Origin of the sequence: Mesorhizobium sp. LNHC229A00 (assembly GCF_000502415.1) — a bacterium.
Lineage (GTDB): Bacteria > Pseudomonadota > Alphaproteobacteria > Rhizobiales > Rhizobiaceae > Mesorhizobium.
This window is the reverse complement of sequence record NZ_AYWQ01000009.1, coordinates 109,858-125,942: the sequence shown is the minus strand read 5'-3', so window position 1 is coordinate 125,942 and position 16,085 is coordinate 109,858. Positions and strand designations below refer to the sequence as shown.

General features: G+C 62.0%; 21 protein-coding genes. 8 read left to right on the top strand and 13 right to left on the bottom strand.

Annotated elements, in window-relative coordinates; all coding sequences use genetic code 11:
* Window positions 1–6: 6 nt before the first annotated feature.
* From X742_RS150930 to purC, 6 genes are all read right to left on the bottom strand, one after another.
* Entirely contained in the window at window positions 7–414 is a 408-nt protein-coding gene (locus tag X742_RS150930; protein ID WP_023773174.1) for a hypothetical protein, read from the bottom strand.
* Entirely contained in the window at window positions 411–1,076 is a 666-nt protein-coding gene (locus tag X742_RS150935; protein WP_023773173.1) for a glutathione S-transferase family protein, read from the bottom strand. The genes X742_RS150930 and X742_RS150935 overlap by 4 nt, the downstream gene beginning before the upstream one ends.
* Window positions 1,077–1,140: 64 nt before the next feature.
* The gene (purQ, locus tag X742_RS150940) at window positions 1,141–1,809 is read right to left on the bottom strand and encodes a phosphoribosylformylglycinamidine synthase subunit PurQ (RefSeq protein WP_015318137.1); all 669 of its coding nucleotides are present in this window, start codon (window positions 1,807–1,809) and stop codon (window positions 1,141–1,143) included.
* A gap of 55 nt (window positions 1,810–1,864) precedes the next feature.
* A complete protein-coding gene (locus tag X742_RS1000000172620) occupies window positions 1,865–2,059 on the bottom strand; it encodes a hypothetical protein (RefSeq protein ID WP_348524178.1) in 195 nt (64 codons plus the stop codon).
* Window positions 2,060–2,077: 18 nt separating this feature from the next.
* The gene (purS, locus tag X742_RS150945) at window positions 2,078–2,320 is read right to left on the bottom strand and encodes a phosphoribosylformylglycinamidine synthase subunit PurS (protein WP_023773171.1); all 243 of its coding nucleotides are present in this window, start codon (window positions 2,318–2,320) and stop codon (window positions 2,078–2,080) included.
* Between the two features lie 42 nt (window positions 2,321–2,362).
* Window positions 2,363–3,157 (bottom strand): phosphoribosylaminoimidazolesuccinocarboxamide synthase, encoded by a 795-nt coding sequence (gene purC, locus X742_RS150950; RefSeq protein WP_013532127.1) that lies wholly within the window; start codon window positions 3,155–3,157, stop codon window positions 2,363–2,365.
* A gap of 275 nt (window positions 3,158–3,432) precedes the next feature.
* Between purC and X742_RS150955 the strand changes: the two genes are divergently transcribed.
* Together X742_RS150955 and X742_RS150960 are read left to right on the top strand one after the other, a co-directional pair.
* The gene (locus X742_RS150955; protein ID WP_015318134.1) at window positions 3,433–3,753 is read left to right on the top strand and encodes a DUF1476 domain-containing protein; all 321 of its coding nucleotides are present in this window, start codon (window positions 3,433–3,435) and stop codon (window positions 3,751–3,753) included.
* Between the two features lie 110 nt (window positions 3,754–3,863).
* Window positions 3,864–4,637: an HpcH/HpaI aldolase/citrate lyase family protein gene (locus X742_RS150960; RefSeq protein WP_023773170.1), complete on the top strand. Its 774-nt coding sequence runs from the start codon at window positions 3,864–3,866 to the stop codon at window positions 4,635–4,637.
* On the opposite strand, the gene X742_RS01000000170265 is transcribed toward X742_RS150960, so the two are convergent.
* Entirely contained in the window at window positions 4,544–5,842 is a 1,299-nt protein-coding gene (locus tag X742_RS01000000170265; protein WP_245275568.1) for an acyltransferase, read from the bottom strand. The genes X742_RS150960 and X742_RS01000000170265 overlap by 94 nt on opposite strands.
* Window positions 5,843–6,014: 172 nt before the next feature.
* A complete protein-coding gene (locus X742_RS150965; protein WP_023773169.1) occupies window positions 6,015–6,563 on the bottom strand; it encodes an alpha/beta hydrolase in 549 nt (182 codons plus the stop codon).
* 244 nt (window positions 6,564–6,807) lie between these two features.
* On the opposite strand from X742_RS150965, the gene X742_RS150970 reads away from it, so the two are divergent.
* Window positions 6,808–7,620 (top strand): VOC family protein, encoded by an 813-nt coding sequence (locus X742_RS150970; protein WP_023773168.1) that lies wholly within the window; start codon window positions 6,808–6,810, stop codon window positions 7,618–7,620.
* A gap of 56 nt (window positions 7,621–7,676) precedes the next feature.
* Here X742_RS150970 and purB read toward each other — a convergent pair whose 3' ends face one another.
* The 3 genes from purB to X742_RS150985 are packed head-to-tail and all read right to left on the bottom strand — an operon-like array spanning window position 7,677 to window position 10,291.
* Window positions 7,677–8,987 carry an adenylosuccinate lyase gene (gene purB / locus X742_RS150975; protein ID WP_023773167.1) on the bottom strand — a complete coding sequence of 437 codons (1,311 nt, stop codon included), beginning with the start codon at window positions 8,985–8,987 and terminating at the stop codon, window positions 7,677–7,679.
* A gap of 60 nt (window positions 8,988–9,047) precedes the next feature.
* Window positions 9,048–9,572, bottom strand: coding sequence for a hypothetical protein (locus tag X742_RS150980; RefSeq protein ID WP_245275567.1), 525 nt, complete (start codon window positions 9,570–9,572; stop codon window positions 9,048–9,050).
* Entirely contained in the window at window positions 9,569–10,291 is a 723-nt protein-coding gene (locus tag X742_RS150985) for a DUF2259 domain-containing protein (RefSeq protein WP_023773165.1), read from the bottom strand. Before X742_RS150985 ends, X742_RS150980 begins: the two co-directional genes overlap by 4 nt.
* 146 nt (window positions 10,292–10,437) lie before the next feature.
* Between X742_RS150985 and X742_RS150990 the strand changes: the two genes are divergently transcribed.
* Entirely contained in the window at window positions 10,438–10,692 is a 255-nt protein-coding gene (locus X742_RS150990) for a DUF2171 domain-containing protein (RefSeq protein ID WP_023773164.1), read from the top strand.
* A 17-nt stretch (window positions 10,693–10,709) separates the two neighbouring features.
* Here the strand turns inward: X742_RS150990 and X742_RS150995 are convergent, their stop codons facing one another.
* Complete coding sequence (locus X742_RS150995; RefSeq protein WP_023773163.1) at window positions 10,710–11,732, bottom strand: P1 family peptidase; 1,023 nt, start codon at window positions 11,730–11,732, stop codon at window positions 10,710–10,712.
* A complete protein-coding gene (locus X742_RS151000; protein WP_023773162.1) occupies window positions 11,732–12,805 on the bottom strand; it encodes an ABC transporter substrate-binding protein in 1,074 nt (357 codons plus the stop codon). The genes X742_RS150995 and X742_RS151000 overlap by 1 nt, the downstream gene beginning before the upstream one ends.
* A gap of 178 nt (window positions 12,806–12,983) precedes the next feature.
* Here X742_RS151000 and X742_RS151005 point away from each other — a divergent pair, with 178 nt between their 5' ends.
* Genes X742_RS151005 through X742_RS151020 form a run of 4 tightly spaced genes read left to right on the top strand, consistent with a single transcriptional unit; the run spans window position 12,984 to window position 16,079 of the window.
* Window positions 12,984–13,511, top strand: a complete 528-nt coding sequence (locus tag X742_RS151005) for a flavin reductase (protein WP_023773161.1) — start codon at window positions 12,984–12,986, stop codon at window positions 13,509–13,511.
* Window positions 13,508–14,437, top strand: a complete 930-nt coding sequence (locus X742_RS151010) for a MoxR family ATPase (protein ID WP_023773160.1) — start codon at window positions 13,508–13,510, stop codon at window positions 14,435–14,437. Before X742_RS151005 ends, X742_RS151010 begins: the two co-directional genes overlap by 4 nt.
* Before the next feature lie 4 nt (window positions 14,438–14,441).
* Window positions 14,442–15,692 carry a VWA domain-containing protein gene (locus X742_RS151015; RefSeq protein ID WP_023773159.1) on the top strand — a complete coding sequence of 417 codons (1,251 nt, stop codon included), beginning with the start codon at window positions 14,442–14,444 and terminating at the stop codon, window positions 15,690–15,692.
* 48 nt (window positions 15,693–15,740) lie between these two features.
* The gene (locus tag X742_RS151020; RefSeq protein WP_015318120.1) at window positions 15,741–16,079 is read left to right on the top strand and encodes an XdhC family protein; all 339 of its coding nucleotides are present in this window, start codon (window positions 15,741–15,743) and stop codon (window positions 16,077–16,079) included.
* The last annotated feature ends 6 nt before the right edge of the window (window positions 16,080–16,085 follow it).

Below are 16,085 nucleotides of genomic sequence, written 5' to 3'. Positions count from 1 at the left end.
GCTGGCTCAGGCGGTGGCCGCGCAGGCCGGATTGCCCGCCTGCCAGCGCGCGATATCAGAGCTGATGCGTGCGCCAAGCGGGTCGTTCATCAACGGTCCGAAGACGTCGACACGGCTTGAATTGCCCTGTGCCTGCACGACCAGCAACGGTTTGCCGCCATAGTGCTTGGCCGGCACCAGAAGGAAGCGCGGCGTGCCGCTGAACGAGTTCAGCTCATTGGCCATCTGATATTGCTTGAAGGCCGGATCCTTGCTGGCGATCCAGCATTTGTGGGCCGATATCGCCACCTGTTCCATGGACAGCAGCGCGGCGCTCTTGCCCGACGGCACGGGGGTAATCTTGGGGCTCGATTGACAAGATGCCAAGGCAAAGCCTGACACGGCGATCAGGGCGATCGTCCTGTTCTTGATCAAGCGGCACCCATTTCGAGTTCGGACAGAAAGATCTTCAGGCCGTCGGTCATCTCGCCCCACACCCTGGACAATGCCGGATGCTGCGAGGCGATCTGCTCATAGGCATCGAATCTGGGATAGACGTCGAGCAGGTCGTGGCGGCCGGTCATGGCTCGGAAATTGTTGAAGATGAACCGCGTCGGCGTCAGCCAGGCATCGGCGAAACTGATGTCGCTGCCGAGCGCGAAGGGCCCTTGCGCCATGCGTGCCTCGATGGCGGCCAGCCCATGGTGTAGACGGACGAATTGGGCGTCGATCTCGGCAGTGTTGCCCTTCGGCACGAAATGCAGTTCGAAAAGCTTCATCGTCGGTGTGAGCACGTCGAGATCGACGATGCGGGCAAACATGCGCACCAGCGCGCGGTCCTTCGAATCGGACGGCAACAGCGCCGGTTCGGGAAACCGTTCCTCGAGGTATTCGGCGATGACCACCGATTCGACGATCGTTTCGCCCGAGCCGGTGATCAGAACCGGAATCCGGTTCATTGGCGAGATGGCGCGAAACGCCTCGGGGATCGGAAAACCGGGCGGCGGCGCGATGATCTTGATTGGCACGTCCTTGACATAGGCCAGCGCCCGCACGATCGAAGAGTAGGGCGACAACGGCCGCGAATAGAGTTTCATGACCGTCTCTCCCTCACGCTATGATCTTGAATTGCCGCAATTCTTAAGGTTGCGGTTGCAAACTTCAAGCGGCAATGCCCAAGGCGCCTTCGAACAGCGCTCTGCCGTCATTGCCGCCGTGTGCTGCTTCTATCAGATTCTCGGGATGCGGCATCAGGCCGAGCACATTGCCTTGTTCGTTGACGATGCCGGCAATGTCGTTGATCGAGCCGTTCGGGTTGGTGCCTTCGGCATAACGGAACACCACCTGGCCTTCGCCTTCGAGACGGGCAAGTGTGTCGGCGTCGGCAAAGTAATTCCCGTCGTGATGCGCCACCGGTGAGCGGATGATCTGGCCCGGCTGGTAGCGACGCGTGAACATGGTGTTGGCGTTGGCGATCTCGAGCTTGACCTGCCGGCAGACGAATTTCAGCGAGGTGTTGCGCATCAGCGCACCTGGCAGCAGACCGGCTTCGACGAGGATCTGGAAACCGTTGCAGACGCCGATGACCATGACGCCCTTCGCAGCCTTTTCGGCGACCGCCCGCATGACCGGCATGCGTGCCGCGATCGCGCCGCAGCGCAGATAGTCGCCGAAGGAAAAGCCGCCGGGGATGGCGATCAGGTCGACATCGGGAATTTCGGTGTCGGTCTGCCAGACGGTTGCCGGCGCCTGTCCGGAAATCTTGGTCAGCGCCGCGATCATGTCGCGGTCGCGGTTGAGGCCAGGGAGAAGGACGACAGCTGATTTCATTTTGGTTCGTATGGCCTTTGTGCTTCGGCAAGCTCGCGCGGGCCGAGACGGCGTTCTATGCGTTCAAGTCGATCGTCCTGGCGGGTGAGAATGCCATGGATGTTATGGATGTCACTTTGCGTTGCCACCATGTGGCCCGCATCACATTCAATTCCCGTTTTGTCTCGGAAACGTCCTGACGAAGCTCACCAATGTCGTGACGCACGGGCTCCAGCAGCTCGAACATCAACTCACTGGTGACTTCAGGCATACTGCCTCCGAGACAACCTCAGGTAAGTGTCACACTATAATTCTCGATCACCGTGTTGGCCAGCAGCTTGTCGCACATGGCATTCAGATCGGCTTCGGCCTTGGCCTTGTCGCTTTCCGCCAGTTCGACGTCAAACACCTTGCCCTGCCGTACCGCGCCGACGCCATCGAAGCCCAGCCCCGACAGCGCGTGTTCGATCGCCTTGCCTTGCGGGTCGAGCACACCATTCTTGAGGGTGACGGTAATGCGGGCCTTGATCACGCTGGACATGCTCCTGTTCTGAAGTTGAGGCGCAAGCCGCTGTCAGTGCGGCTTGCCTTTGAGGCCGTCGGTCGAGGCGACAAGCACCGGACCGGTGGGACGCGGCGGCTCGTTCTCGTTCATGATACCGAGGCGACGGGCGACTTCCTGATAGGCCTCGACGAGACCGCCCATGTCGCGGCGGAAACGGTCCTTATCGAGCTTGTCCTGCGTCGCCACGTCCCACAGGCGGCAGGAATCCGGCGAAATCTCGTCGGCCACGACGATGCGCATCATGTCGCCCTCGAACAGGCGACCGCACTCGATCTTGAAGTCGACGAGCTGGATGCCGACCCCCATGAACAGGCCGGAGAGGAAATCGTTGACGCGGATGGCCAGCGCCATGACATCGTCGATCTCCTGCGGGCTTGCCCAGCCGAACGCCGTGATGTGTTCTTCCGAAACCATCGGATCGTCGAGCGCGTCGGCCTTGTAGTAGAATTCGATGATCGAACGCGGCAGGACGGTGCCTTCCTCGATGCCGAGGCGCTTGGACAGCGAACCGGCGGCGACATTGCGCACCACCACCTCGAGCGGGATGATCTCGACTTCCTTGATCAGCTGCTCGCGCATGTTGAGCCGGCGGATGAAGTGGGTCGGGATGCCCATGCGGTTCAAATGGTTGAAGATGTATTCGGAAATGCGGTTGTTGAGCACACCCTTGCCGTCGATGACCTCGTGCTTCTTCTTGTTGAACGCGGTTGCGTCATCCTTGAAGAATTGGATCAGCGTGCCCGGCTCGGGACCTTCATAGAGGATCTTGGCCTTGCCTTCATAAATGCGGCGGCGATTTTTCATTTGAATTTTTCTCTGGATTTGCGGGCAGGCGGCAAGCGACCACTTCCTGTCCGTCCGCCTGAACTAATGCGGCGACGGTGACGTTCAATGCCGGGTCTATCCCAATCACACCGTTTGCTCAATCGGCAATTCCTTCCAATCAACCGCTTTCGGGACTGAAATGCCGCAGCGCAGCATATGACGAAGCATATTGACCGGCCCGCGACCTTTTGGTTTGTGCTTCGGCAACACACATATCCATTGCCAACGAATCGGATTTGACCCGGAGGGACGCCATGAGCAGCATGAAAGACCGCGAAGAGGGCTTCGAACGCAAATTCGCATTCGACGAGGAGCTTCGGTTCAAGGCTTCGGCGCGGCGGAACAAGGCGCTTGGTCTGTGGGCCGCCGAAAAGCTCGGAAAATCCGGCGCCGATGCCGACGCCTACGCCAAGGAAGTCGTTGTTTCCGACATCGAGGAAGCCGGCGACCACGACGTGTTCCGCAAGATCCGCAAGGATTTCGATGCCGCCGGCGTCGAGCAGTCCGATCACCAGATCCGCCGCACCATGGACGAAATGATGGCGCAGGCGATCGAGCAGATCAAGAACACCTGATCCGGCCCTTATCTGGACCAATGAACCGCCCGGCCGATCCGGGCGGTTTTTCTTTGCCTTTGCGGCGGTTTCCGGCTGAAACTGCCGACGTTAACGAGGAAAGAGATCAGATGTCCCTAAAGTCCCGTCTTGCCGCGGATGAAACGCTGGTAACCGCCTGGTCGGGCGTGCCGGACGCCTTGACCGTGGAGATCCTTGCCAGGCAGGACTTCGATGCCGTCACCCTCGACATGCAGCATGGCGGCCATCACGAGGACAGCGTCCTGCGCGGCCTGGCACCGGTACTAGCCCTGGGCAAGCCGGCGCTGGTGCGCATTCCCGTTGGCCGTTTCGACATGGCCAGCCGTGCTCTCGATTTCGGCGCCGAGGCGGTCATTGCGCCGATGGTCAACTCCGTGGCAGATGCAAAGCTGTTCGCAGCGGCCATGAAATATCCCCCACTCGGCGAGCGCTCGTGGGGTCCGACCTATGCCTTTCCCCGCCATGGCAAGGGCGACTATGCCGAATGGCTGCGGGACACCAATCAGCGCACCATGGCTTTTGCGATGGTCGAGACGCGCGCTGCGCTCGACGCGCTTGGCGGCATCCTCGACACGCCCGGCATCGACGGCATTTTCCTCGGGCCGTCCGACTTCTCAATCGCTTGGACCAACGGTGCCACGGTCAATTCCACGCTGGAAAGCATGATGGAGACGGTGGCCTCGGTTGCCGAGCGCACCCGCAAGGCCGGCAAGCATGCGGCGATCTACGTCGTCGAACCGGCTATCGCCGGCCGCGTCGTGTCGATGGGCTACCGCCTGCTCGCCACGGGCTCCGAGCACGCGCTGATTTCATTGGGAGCAAAGACCCTGCTCAAGGACATGCGGGACTCGATCGGATCCTGAAGCAGCGGACTGCTGTCGCCAGCGTGTTTGCTCAGGCCCTTGCCACGGCGAGCGCCGTGGCGGCCGATCCGCCGCGTCTGATTTTTGTCGAACAGAGCGCCGAGCGCCTGGACCCACCAGTTGTTGAAAGCCATCAGCGGCAATGCCGCGAGGATCGACCCAGATATCGCGGCGGCAGCGCCGAGTGCGGCGGAGTCGCTTGCCAACAGGACCCATGATCCCAACGAGCAGATAACGGGTACATGCACGAGGTAGAGCGGGAAAGACAGGTCGCCCAGGAAACGTGCGGCCTTGCCGGAGAGCCATGACGGTGGGTCATCCATGCTCAGCATGGCGTAAACCAGCATGATGCTTGCCGGGATGGCCACGCAAGCTTGCCGCAAACCGATATCGGAAGCTGCAAAATCGAGCACGGCGAAGGGCCGGTATATTCCGACAGCGTCTCCTGCATAGCCCAGCAGCGCCACGGAAACCGTGATCATCGCACCTCTCACCCATCGATTGGGACGAAACTCCATGGCGAGAAGAGAATAGAGCAGGAGACTGGCCGGAAAGGCGCAAACCAGGAAGCTGAATTGCAATGCCAGGAATGTGCCTGCGGCCACGCCGAACCATGACAGCAGCATCCAGCGGCCCTGGAGGGAGAAGATGATCGGGGCGAGGGCGAAGGTCATCATGCTCCCCCAGAACTCGACCGTCATGGTCCACAGGCTACTGTCATAGGATTTGTCGCCATAGATGAATGTCCGCCACGCCCCTTCCATGAACGCGTCGGCGAAGCTCGCGGTCTCCGGTGAAAGCAGCTTTGGAGCATTGCCGAATCTGCTCAGCCACGTGGATTGGGTAACGGCGGCGGCATCGCTGAAAAAATACAGATCGAGCTTGAAGAGGATACAGGATGACAGAACCGCAACCAGCACGGGGCCGGCCAGACGAGGTAGGCGCTTTATCGCTCCTAGCAACAAATCTTCTGCTTTGCGGGATTGAAAATAGCGCTTCACAAGCACGTACGAGGACAGGACGAAGAACAAATAGACGGCAGAGCCGCCATTGAAAGCAACGAAAGCAAGACCCCTCTTCAGGGATTGCGCAGCCTGGTCTCCGTCACCTTCCGCTAACGGCGCAAAAGCTCTCAAAAGATGGCCGTTCAGAACGACGAGCGCCGCGACACCTCTCAGAAATTCGAGTGAAGCGTCCTTGCGCAAGCATTGGCCTCTGTTTCAAGAGCGAAGAATTGGCAGCCCGGTTCAAGCACAGATCATCATTCGGAAGCACTTTCCGCTGCCTCTGAATAATTAATGCTAGCCCTCTTAAATTATCATTTATTCGAGTCCCGCAGTTTGATCGAATGCCATCGTGCGTTGATTTTGGCGCGCCTCACAGGTCCGTCAGGAATTTGGCGAAGGTCATGGATCCCTCGGGCCAGGGGCCAAAGCCTGAATCCTCGCTGAGATGGCCGGTTTCTCCGGCATCGATGAACAGCGAGCCCCAGGCACCGGCGATGTCCTCGGCGACATCGAAGGGGCAGAAGGGGTCGTTGCGGCTGGCGATCACGATGGAGGGAAACGGCAGCGGTTCGCGAGGATAGGGGCCGAAGGTCATCAGATGTCTCGGCTTGATCTTGGGATTCGCGACGTCCGGCGGTGCCACGAAGAAGGCGCCGGCGACCGGCTTCCGGAACTGCGGAATGGCTTGCACGGCCGCGGCCACTCCCAGTGAGTGAGCGACGAGAACGACAGGTCTTTCGGCCTCGTTGACTGCCTTGGCGACGCTCGCCGTCCAGTCCTCGCGCAGCGGCTTCGACCACTCGGCCTGCTCCACGCGACGCGCCGTCGACAGTTTCGATTGCCAGCGGGTCTGCCAATGCTCAGGCCCCGAATTGGTGTATCCGGGAATGATCAGAATATCTGCGTCCTTGACTTTCATGGCGCTCAGATAGCGAGCGCGATTGCCTCATGCAACCTTCGATGGGCAGGCTTCCGGTCGTAACGGTGAACAACATGTTCGCCTTTCGCTGTCTTGTGTGAACGATGAAGATCGACGATCTCTGTCGGCAGAGAAACAGCCGTGGAGCACCGGGACTTTGGGGCTGACACGACGTAAAATGATCGGCGCCGCCGGGCTCCTGGCTTTGGGAGCTTCGCGAAACGTCGCCGCAACGGAGACAATGATGAGCGAACTGCCATTTGCCGCCACCACGCCGGTGAGCGTCGCCCGCGTCGGACTGAAGGCGCGCGATGCCGAAAGTCTTGCCGCCTATTATCGTAAAGTCGTCGGACTGCGGGAATTGAGCCGCGCCGACGGCGCGATCACGCTCGGCGCCGGCAGCCGTCCGCTGATGGTGCTTGAGCCGGACAGTTCTGCCAAACCGGACGATCCGCGCAGCGCCGGCCTGTTCCATACGGCTTTCCTGCTGCCCAGCCGTGCCGATCTCGGACGCTGGATCAACCACGCCATCTCAGACAAGATCACTATCGAGGGCGCTTCGGACCATCTGGTCAGCGAAGCGCTCTACCTGACCGACCCCGAGGGCAACGGCATCGAAATCTATGCCGACCGCCGCCCGCAGGATTGGAAATGGAACGGCGACAAGATCGCCATGGCGACCGAGCGGATGAACATTCCGTCTGTCGTTGCCGAAGTGCCGGCCGGCGATGCGGGATGGCAAGGCGCGCCGGAAAACAGCATTGTCGGCCATGTCCACCTGCGCGTCGGCAGGCCGGAAGAGGCAGAAGCCTGGTGGAACCAGGAATTCGGCTTCGACACAGTCGCCAAATATCGCGGCCAGGCGGTGTTCCTGTCGTCGGGGCATTATCACCACCACATCGGCGCCAATGCCTGGCAAAGCGCCGGCGCCGGCCGCCGCGACCCCTCCCGCTCGGGCCTTGCCTGGGTCGAGATGCGTTCGGACAATGTGAGCAGCGAAACGACCCGTGAGGATCCTTGGGGCACGGTGATCAGGACCGTGCCGGGTAAGGCTTGATTGGCGGAGGCGTCTGCGGGAGCGTTTTTCTCCCCGTATGGTGACGGGAGAAGAAGCTAACTCACCCCTCCGAACACCCGCTTGAAGATCGTGTCGACGTGCTTGGTGTGGTAGCCTAGGTCGAATTTCTCGCGGATTTGCGCCTCCGGCAGCGCGGCTGTCACTTCCTTGTCGGCCAGAAGTTCCTCAAGAAAATCAGCGCCTTGTTCCCACACCTTCATGGCGTTGCGCTGCACCAGCCGGTAGGAGTCCTCGCGTGACAGGCCGGCCTGCGTCAGCGCCAGCATGACGCGTTGCGAATGCACAAGACCGCGAAACTTGTTCATGTTGTTCAGCATGTTCTCGGGATAGACGACCAGCTTGTCGACCACGCTGGTCAGGCGTGACAGCGCGAAATCGAGCGTCACGGTGGCGTCCGGGCCAATCATGCGCTCGACCGAGGAGTGCGAGATGTCGCGCTCGTGCCAGAGCGCCACGTTCTCCATCGCCGGCAGCGCCATGGAGCGCACCATGCGGGCAAGGCCGGTGAGGTTTTCGGTCAGCACCGGGTTGCGTTTGTGCGGCATCGCCGACGAGCCTTTCTGGCCCGGCGAAAAATACTCTTCCGCTTCCAGCACTTCGGTGCGCTGCAGATGCCGGACCTCGGTCGCCAGCCGCTCGATCGAGGAGGCGACGACGCCGAGGGTCGCGAAGAACATGGCGTGGCGGTCGCGCGGAATCACCTGCGTCGACACCGGTTCCGGCTTCAGTCCGAGCTTTGCCGCCACATGTTCTTCGACATAGGGCTCGATGTTGGCGAAGGTGCCGACCGCGCCCGAAATCGCACAGGTGGCAATGTCTTCGCGCGCGTGCACCAGCCGCTCGCGGCAGCGCGAGAATTCGGCATAGGCCTGCGCCAGCTTGATGCCGAAGGTCGTCGGCTCGGCATGAATGCCGTGGCTGCGGCCGATGGTGACGGTGTCCTTGTGCTCGAAGGCGCGGCGCTTGAGCGCTGCAAGCAACGTATCGATGTCGGCCAGCAAAATGTCGCTGGCGCGGGTGAGTTGCACAGCAAAGCAGGTGTCGAGCACGTCCGAAGACGTCATGCCCTGATGGATGAAGCGCGCGTCGGGCCCGACGAATTCGGCAAGATGGGTGAGGAAGGCGATAACGTCATGCTTGGTGACGCGCTCGATCGCGTCGATCTTCTCGACATCGAATTCGGCCGCGCTTCCCTTTTCCCAGATCGTTTTGGCCGCTTCCTTGGGGATGACACCCAGTTCGGCCAGCGCGTCGCAGGCATGGGCCTCGATTTCGAACCAGATGCGAAACCGGGTTTCGGGCGACCAGATGGCGACCATTTCCGGCCGGGAATAGCGAGGGATCATCGGTCATTCCTGATGTATCGGAGGGATCTGTCCGCGTCCTAACAGAGGCGGACCAAATGCTCAACGCTGCTGCCGTGCAAACCAGAAGCTGACGGCGAACAAGGCGATGAAACCAAGCGGGAAATAGAGCCGGATGCCCAGCACAACGAACTGGTAGGACGCCACCGCCATCGTGAAGGCGAGCTGAAAGCCCCAGGTGAGGGTGAATACGGGCGCATGCCATTCGGCATAATAGGAGCGGTATTGCAGGGCATACAGCAGGGCGGTGAGGCCGATCGTTGCGGCAGCAAGCCCTACGAATGTCGCCGCGAAGGCGACCTCCCGGCTCCTTCCGAGCGAAACCAGTCGTGCGGCAAACAGGCCAACCGGAAAGGCCAGGGCGCCGCCGACGGCAAACAGCAGGAACACGGTGCCGATCTTGCCCGGCGTCACCCAATTGTCCAGCACCAGGTTGACGAGTGAGCTGGCGCCCGTGGTGGCGGCCCACAGCAGGGCGCCGAGAAGCGCTGCACGCAGTGTCGGCACGGCATCGCGAAGGTGGTGCAGGGCGCGATTGCGCCTGACGGGTTGGACAAGCTCTGTCACAGGCGGCCGGTCACGGCGATCCAGCGAAAGTCCGGCCCTTCGAAGCCATACTGGCGCACCGCGATCAGCACCGCGTAAGCGCTGAGGCTGTCCATCGAGAACGTCTGCACCGCGCCGATGCGGTAGCCGTTCGGGCAGCCCCGGCTCTTGGGGATCGCTTTGTCCTCGTGCAGCAATTTGGTGGTGCCGCCATCCCGCGCCTCGATACGCAGCAGCCGGAAGCCATTGATCTCGCCCTGACTGGCGCAACCTTCGGTGTCATTCATGCCGATCTCGTCGAGCCGGAACTCGAGCGGCTGGTCGACAGGGGAGAAGATCGGCCGCGGATTGACCACTATGCGATGCGGATCGGCCGAAAGCTCGGTCACCGGGTTGGAGCCGGCGGTGATGCCGCGGTTGGCACTCAGCTCGGCCTGGCTGACAATGGCCTCGCCCTTTTGCCGGGCCTGAAGGCGGGCAGCGTCGAGCGTTGCGTTCTCGTCGTCGAGCCGGATCCTGACCGGCGTGCCCTTGACAAAGCTGTCGTTGCTCGTGTCGATGTAATAGCGGTTGGCATAGGGAAAGCCCGACCCGTCCTGGATGCCGTACTCCTCGAAGGCGAACACGCCGCCATCTCGGGTGAAGCCCAGGATTTCGAGCTCCGCGACATCGCCGGCCTGGGCGATCGACGCCGCGAACTGCGTGGCTAGGCAAACGGCAAACAGGAAAAGCGTCCGCATTGTCATCGCTCCTTCGGCCTGATCGCTTCAATCCGTAGCACGACGAGATCAAAACGTCGTGCGGACCAAGGCCGATGCATCCAAACCGCTCGTCATTTGTTATTGTCGGCAGTCCCATGGAGACCCACCCCAACGGAGAAGCTAACATGACCGACACCAGCAAAATTCGTGAGCACATGGAAGTCGTCGGCGCCGATGGCGTGCATATCGGCACCGTCGACAAGGTCGATGGCCAGCGCATCAAGCTGACCAAGGCCGACAGCGGCGAGGGGGCTCACAAGGGCCATCACCATTATATTTCCCTGGCCCTGGTTGCCGAGGTCGATGGCAAGAAGGTGTGGCTGTCCGCGAATTCCGATGTCGCGGTGACGTTCGAGGAAGAAAAATCCGATCCGGTTTGATCAAAGCTCTAGCCAGCCTAGTGACGTGACGACCAGACGGGAAACAGGTCGTTGTCGGCTGGCGTCGCTGCAAACACGCCACGGCTGATGGCGCGCGCCATAGTGGCGCCGGCGGCGGCGTAGAGGTCGATTGCCGCGTCGGCCGTCAGCTCGAGCCCGCTCTTGCCGGTGGCCAGCGCGAACACCAGATCCCCGTCGGCCGGCGTATGGGTCGGCCAGATGGCGCGCACGAAGCCGTCATGCGCCGAAATCGCCAGGCGTTTGGCGGCGGCCTTGGTGAGAACCGCGTCCGTGGCAATGACCGCGATCGTCGTGTTGCCGCCGCTGTCCATCTTCCGACCGTGATCCTTGTCGCGGTATTTCAGCAAAATCCGCTTCGCGTCCGCGGGCATCGGCGAGGGATAACCAAGCCCGCCGAATTCATCGCCGATTTCGAAGGGTGCCGCCCAGAAATGACGGGTGCGGCCGACGGTTACCGAGCCGGTCGGGTTGACGGCGGCCAGCGCGCCGATGGTGATCCCATTGTCCAGCAGTGTCGAGGCCGAACCCAGGCCACCCTTCAGCCCTGACGTCAGTGCACCGGTCCCGGCGCCCGCCGTGCCAAATTGGAAATCGACAGCGGCAGCCTGCACCGACTCGTAGCCGAGGTCGCGATAGGGGGGATAGCGGCCCCAGTCCTTGTCGCCGCCGTTGCGCAGGTCGAAGAGGATCGCCGCCGGTACGATCGGTACGCGGAAGCCGCCAACCTCGAGGCCGATGCCGCGTTCGCGCAATGCGGCCTGCACGCCGGAGGCAGCATCGAGGCCGAAAGCCGAACCGCCTGACAGCACCACGGCATGGATCGTCTCCACCAAATTGTGCGGTTCCAGCAGATCGGTCTCGCGGGTGCCAGGCGCGCCGCCAAGAATCTGGACTCCCGCGACCGCTGGCTCGTCGCAAAGGACCGTCGTCACGCCGGACTTCACCCTGGCGTCGGAAGCATTGCCAACGCGCAGGCCCATGACATCGGTGATGAGATTGCGTGGACCGGTGCGGAACATCAGTTGTTTTCCAAGGGCACGAAGCGGGTGCCGTCGAAGCGGAAGACACGGTAGAGACTCTGGCTGAGATCGCCCTTGTCGTCGAAGCGGACCGGTCCGATCGCCGTCGTGAAATCATGCCCGGTGAGTGCCTCGGCCAGCGGCCCGCCGGAGCCTGCTGCGTCCGAGGATGCCGCCTTGGCGATCTCGACCGCCGCATAGGCCGGCAGGGTGTAGCCGTCCGGCACGATCTTGTGCGCGGAGAAGCTTTCCAGCACTTTGGGATCCGCGACATCGGCCCATTCGGGTGGCGCGATCATCAGGGTGCCGGTCGCGTAAGGCACGTCGCCGGGTGGCGTGCGCAGGTTTTCGCCGCCGGCAAGGATGATGCCCGTCTGGAGCTGGGCGGCATCGCGCCCCATAATGGCGATGTCGTCACCGTCGCCGCCGGCAAAGACATGCGTGGCGCCGGCCTTTTTCAACCGTCCCACCAGGCCGATCTGGTTGTCGAGCTGCGGCCGGAACGTGTCGACGAAGACCGGTTTCAGTGCCGCCTGCTCGGCAGCGGCACGAAATGTCTCCGCCATCTCACGGCCATAGATGGTGCCGTCGTCGATGATCGCGAACAGCTCGTTCTCCCATAGCCGGGTGAGGGTAGAGGCGACGGCGTTGCGCTCGTCGTCGCCGCGCGGGCCGAGGCGATAAACCGGCCAGCCGGTCTTGGCGCGTCGGTCGGTCAGGCTTTCGGTTCGCACACCAACGGTGATGACAGGAATATTGGCGTCCTTAAGGACAGGCATCGCCGCCTCGATCGCCTCCGTGCAGAGGAAGCCGATCACGACATTGACCTTGGCTGCCACGAATTCCCTGGCCGCCGCGGCGCCGCCGTCTCCGGTGCAAGCGTCATCAACGGTGTTGAGTTGGATGCCGTCCACCTCTGCCGCGACCCCGGCGCCAGCCTCGATCTGCTTGCCGAGTATGGCCGATGGTCCCGACAGGGGTGCTGCGACACCGATCGTGAGCGTCTGTGCGCTGGCGGCGCCGGCCATTAACAGCCAGGCCAGCGCTGCGGTAATAGTTGCCCCGGATCGCATGCTGCCGAAGAATCCTCCAAGCCGGCGACGTCGCGCAGGCGTCAAATTCCCGCCAAGACCTAAAGGCTGCCCGGCTTTGGTGCAACACGCGAATTCGGGATATGGGCCAAGCACTTCGCTTGTGGCATGTGATGTCTGGCCATATATGTCAGGTGAACAATGGCCATGGAATCTTCAAGTGCTGAAGAAGAACGATATTGGACCGCAAGCCTATCGCGACGCGATGAGCCATTTTGCCGGTCATGTCCATGTGGTGACCACCGACGGACCCGCCGGAAAGCGCGGGACGACGGTGATCGCGGCATGTTCTGTGTCGGATACGCCGCCGACCATCCTGGTCTGCCTCAATCGTGAAAATGCCAAGAATGAGCTGTTCGTGAAGAACGGCAAATTTGCCCTGAACACGCTAGCTTCGCACCAGGAGCCGCTGTCTATTGGATTTTCCGGCATGACTGGACTGCCGGTCGAAGAGCGCTTCGCGCTCGGCGAATGGGATGCGATTTCCACCGGCGCGCCGACGCTGAAGGGCGCGCTCGCCGTGTTCGACTGTGAACTGATCGACACCAAGGACCTGGCCACCCATCGTGTGCTTTTTGGCAAGGTGACAGGTCTGCGTATGGGCGATAATTTGCGGCCGCTGATCTATCACGCCCGCGGCTACCACATCCTGGAAAGTGGGGCCGCCGCACCCACGGAGAAGGAATGAGCGACTTGAACCCGCGCCCCGTGCCGCGGACGATCGACGAAACGCTCGATCTCCTGACCGGCGCGGACTACATCGCGGACCGGTCCCTGGCAACGGTGCTTTTCCTGTCTCTGCGTATGAGACGGCCGCTTTTCCTCGAAGGCGAGGCCGGCGTCGGCAAGACCGAGATCGCCAAGGTGTTGGCCGAGGCGCTTGGCCGCCGGCTGATCCGTCTGCAGTGTTATGAAGGGCTTGACGTCTCCTCCGCCGTTTATGAGTGGAATTACGCCGCGCAGATGATCGAAATCCGCATGGAGGAGGCCGCCGGCAAGGTCGACCGCTCCGCAATGGAGCGTAACGTTTTCTCCGAAAAGTACCTGATCCGCCGGCCGGTGCTCGATGCGCTGACCGGCAAGGCGGGCGCAGCCCCGGTTTTCCTGATCGACGAACTCGACCGCACCGACGAAGCCTTCGAAGCCTTCCTGCTCGAAATCCTCTCCGACTTCCAGGTGACTGTGCCTGAACTCGGCACGATCAAGGCGGAAGAGCCGCCGATCGTCATCATCACCACCAACCGCACCCGCGAAATCCACGATGCGCTGAAGCGGCGCTGCCTTTATCACTGGGTCGACTACCCCAATGCCGAGCGCGAACTGGAGATCGTGCGCCGCAAGGTGCCTCGGGCCAACCAGCGGCTTTCGGCCGAAGTGGTGTTATTCATCCAGAAGCTGCGCCAGATCGAGCTGTTCAAGGTGCCGGGCGTCGCCGAAACCATCGACTGGGCCGGCGCGCTGACCGAACTCGACAAGGTGGCGCTCGATCCGGAGACCGTGTCCGACACGATCGGGGTGCTGCTGAAATACCAGGACGACATTGCCCGCATCGGCGCGGGCGAGGGCCGGCGCATCCTCGACGAGGTCAAGACCGAGCTCGCGGCGGCGGAGTAGGGTGGTGAAGGCGTCCCGACCCGACCCTGGAGAGGCGACGGCGGACGGCCGGATCGCCGACAACATCGTCTATTTCGCCCGCACCTTGCGCAAGGCCGGCATGCGCGTCGGGCCCGCTTCGGTCAAGGACGCGATCGAGGCGGTGCTCGTCGCCGGCATCGGCTCGCGTGATGACTTTTACTGGACCTTGCACGCCGTTCTGGTCTCGCGGCATGAGGATCATGCCACCTTCGACGAAGCTTTCCGGCTGTTCTGGAAATCGCGCGAATTGATCGAGAAGCTGCTGGCGATGTTTTCGCCGGTGGCGCCGGATGTCAGGCAGAAGCAGAAGCCGCGCGCGGCTGAAAATCGCGTCAGTCAGGCGATGTTCGAGGGTCATCAGAAAAACCAGACGCCTCAGGAAGTCCCTGAGATCGAGGTCGACGCCCGCTTCACCTTTTCCGGCAACGAGCTGTTGCGGGGCAAGGATTTCGCGCAGATGAACGCAGTCGAAATGGCTGACGCCAGGAAGGCGATCGCGGCGTTGCGGCTGCCTGTCGACATGGTGCGGACCAGACGCTTCAACGCCGATGCGCATGGCCGCCGCATCGATCCACGCGCCATGATGCGCTCGGCGGCACGCACCGGCGGTGAATTGATCCTGCCGAAATTCCGCTCGGTCCGCGAAGTTCATTCGCCCCTGGTGGTACTGGCCGATATTTCCGGTTCGATGAGCCAATACACGCGCATCTTCCTGCATTTCCTGCATGCGCTGACGGAAAAGCGCCGGCGCGTGCACACTTTCGTTTTCGGAACACGGCTGACCAACCTGACCCGGCAGATGCGCCACCGCGATCCCGATGCCGCCCTTGCCGATTGCTCGGCGGCGGTCAAGGACTGGTCGGGTGGCACGCGCATCGGCGATACGCTAGCCGAGTTCAACCTTGTATGGTCGCGACGTGTGCTGGGACAGGGCGCGGTGGTGCTTCTGATCACCGATGGGCTGGAGCGCGACGATATAGGGGGCTTGGCGGAAGAAATGGAGCGGCTGCACAAATCCTGCCGACGGCTGATCTGGCTCAATCCGTTGTTGCGCTTCGATGGTTTTCAGGCGCGCGCCCGCGGCGTCAAGGCGATGCTGCCGCATGTCGACGAATTCCGCTCGGTCCATAATCTCGACGCGCTCGCCGATCTCTGCGCCTCGCTGGACAAGAAATCGGTTCGTTCCGTCGATCCACGGCAGTGGATGGATGCTGGCGCAAGGCGCGCCGCATAGCCATATATTTTCCGGCTTTTTGAAAAACAGACCCTGAGAGAAGCAACGATGAGTGACAGTCTTTATCTCGATGAGGCCCGCGACCCGCTGATCATCGCGGAAGCCTGGATGAAGGACGGCAAGGATGTCGCTGTCGCGACGGTGGTCGAGACCTGGGGTTCAGCGCCGCGCCCGGTCGGCAGCCACCTTGTCATCGATGCCGATGGCAATTTCCACGGCTCTGTTTCGGGCGGTTGCGTCGAGGGCGCTGTCGTGACCGAGGCGGTCGACGTGATCGGCTCCGGCAAGGCCAGGATGCTGGAGTTCGGTGTTGCCGATGAGACCGCCTGGCAAGTCGGCCTGTCCTGCGGCGGCCGCATCAAGGTTTATGTTGAGCGATTGGGCTGACCTGCG

Excerpts from the sequence above, each read along its gene's own strand:
- X742_RS150935 (WP_023773173.1), bottom strand. The coding sequence starts at position 1,076 with ATGAAACTCTATTCGCGGCCGTTGTCGCCCTACTCTTCGATCGTGCGG.
- X742_RS151020 (WP_015318120.1), top strand. The coding sequence starts at position 15,741 with ATGAGTGACAGTCTTTATCTCGATGAGGCCCGCGACCCGCTGATCATC.
- X742_RS150970 (WP_023773168.1), top strand. The coding sequence starts at position 6,808 with ATGAGCGAACTGCCATTTGCCGCCACCACGCCGGTGAGCGTCGCCCGC.
- X742_RS1000000172620 (WP_348524178.1), bottom strand. The coding sequence starts at position 2,059 with ATGCCTGAAGTCACCAGTGAGTTGATGTTCGAGCTGCTGGAGCCCGTG.
- X742_RS150965 (WP_023773169.1), bottom strand. The coding sequence starts at position 6,563 with ATGAAAGTCAAGGACGCAGATATTCTGATCATTCCCGGATACACCAAT.
- X742_RS150990 (WP_023773164.1), top strand. The coding sequence starts at position 10,438 with ATGACCGACACCAGCAAAATTCGTGAGCACATGGAAGTCGTCGGCGCC.
- X742_RS150960 (WP_023773170.1), top strand. The coding sequence starts at position 3,864 with ATGTCCCTAAAGTCCCGTCTTGCCGCGGATGAAACGCTGGTAACCGCC.
- X742_RS150955 (WP_015318134.1), top strand. The coding sequence starts at position 3,433 with ATGAGCAGCATGAAAGACCGCGAAGAGGGCTTCGAACGCAAATTCGCA.
- X742_RS151010 (WP_023773160.1), top strand. The coding sequence starts at position 13,508 with ATGAGCGACTTGAACCCGCGCCCCGTGCCGCGGACGATCGACGAAACG.
- X742_RS151000 (WP_023773162.1), bottom strand. The coding sequence starts at position 12,805 with ATGCGATCCGGGGCAACTATTACCGCAGCGCTGGCCTGGCTGTTAATG.
- purQ (WP_015318137.1), bottom strand. The coding sequence starts at position 1,809 with ATGAAATCAGCTGTCGTCCTTCTCCCTGGCCTCAACCGCGACCGCGAC.
- purC (WP_013532127.1), bottom strand. The coding sequence starts at position 3,157 with ATGAAAAATCGCCGCCGCATTTATGAAGGCAAGGCCAAGATCCTCTAT.
- X742_RS150995 (WP_023773163.1), bottom strand. The coding sequence starts at position 11,732 with ATGTTCCGCACCGGTCCACGCAATCTCATCACCGATGTCATGGGCCTG.
- X742_RS150985 (WP_023773165.1), bottom strand. The coding sequence starts at position 10,291 with ATGCGGACGCTTTTCCTGTTTGCCGTTTGCCTAGCCACGCAGTTCGCG.
- purB (WP_023773167.1), bottom strand. The coding sequence starts at position 8,987 with ATGATCCCTCGCTATTCCCGGCCGGAAATGGTCGCCATCTGGTCGCCC.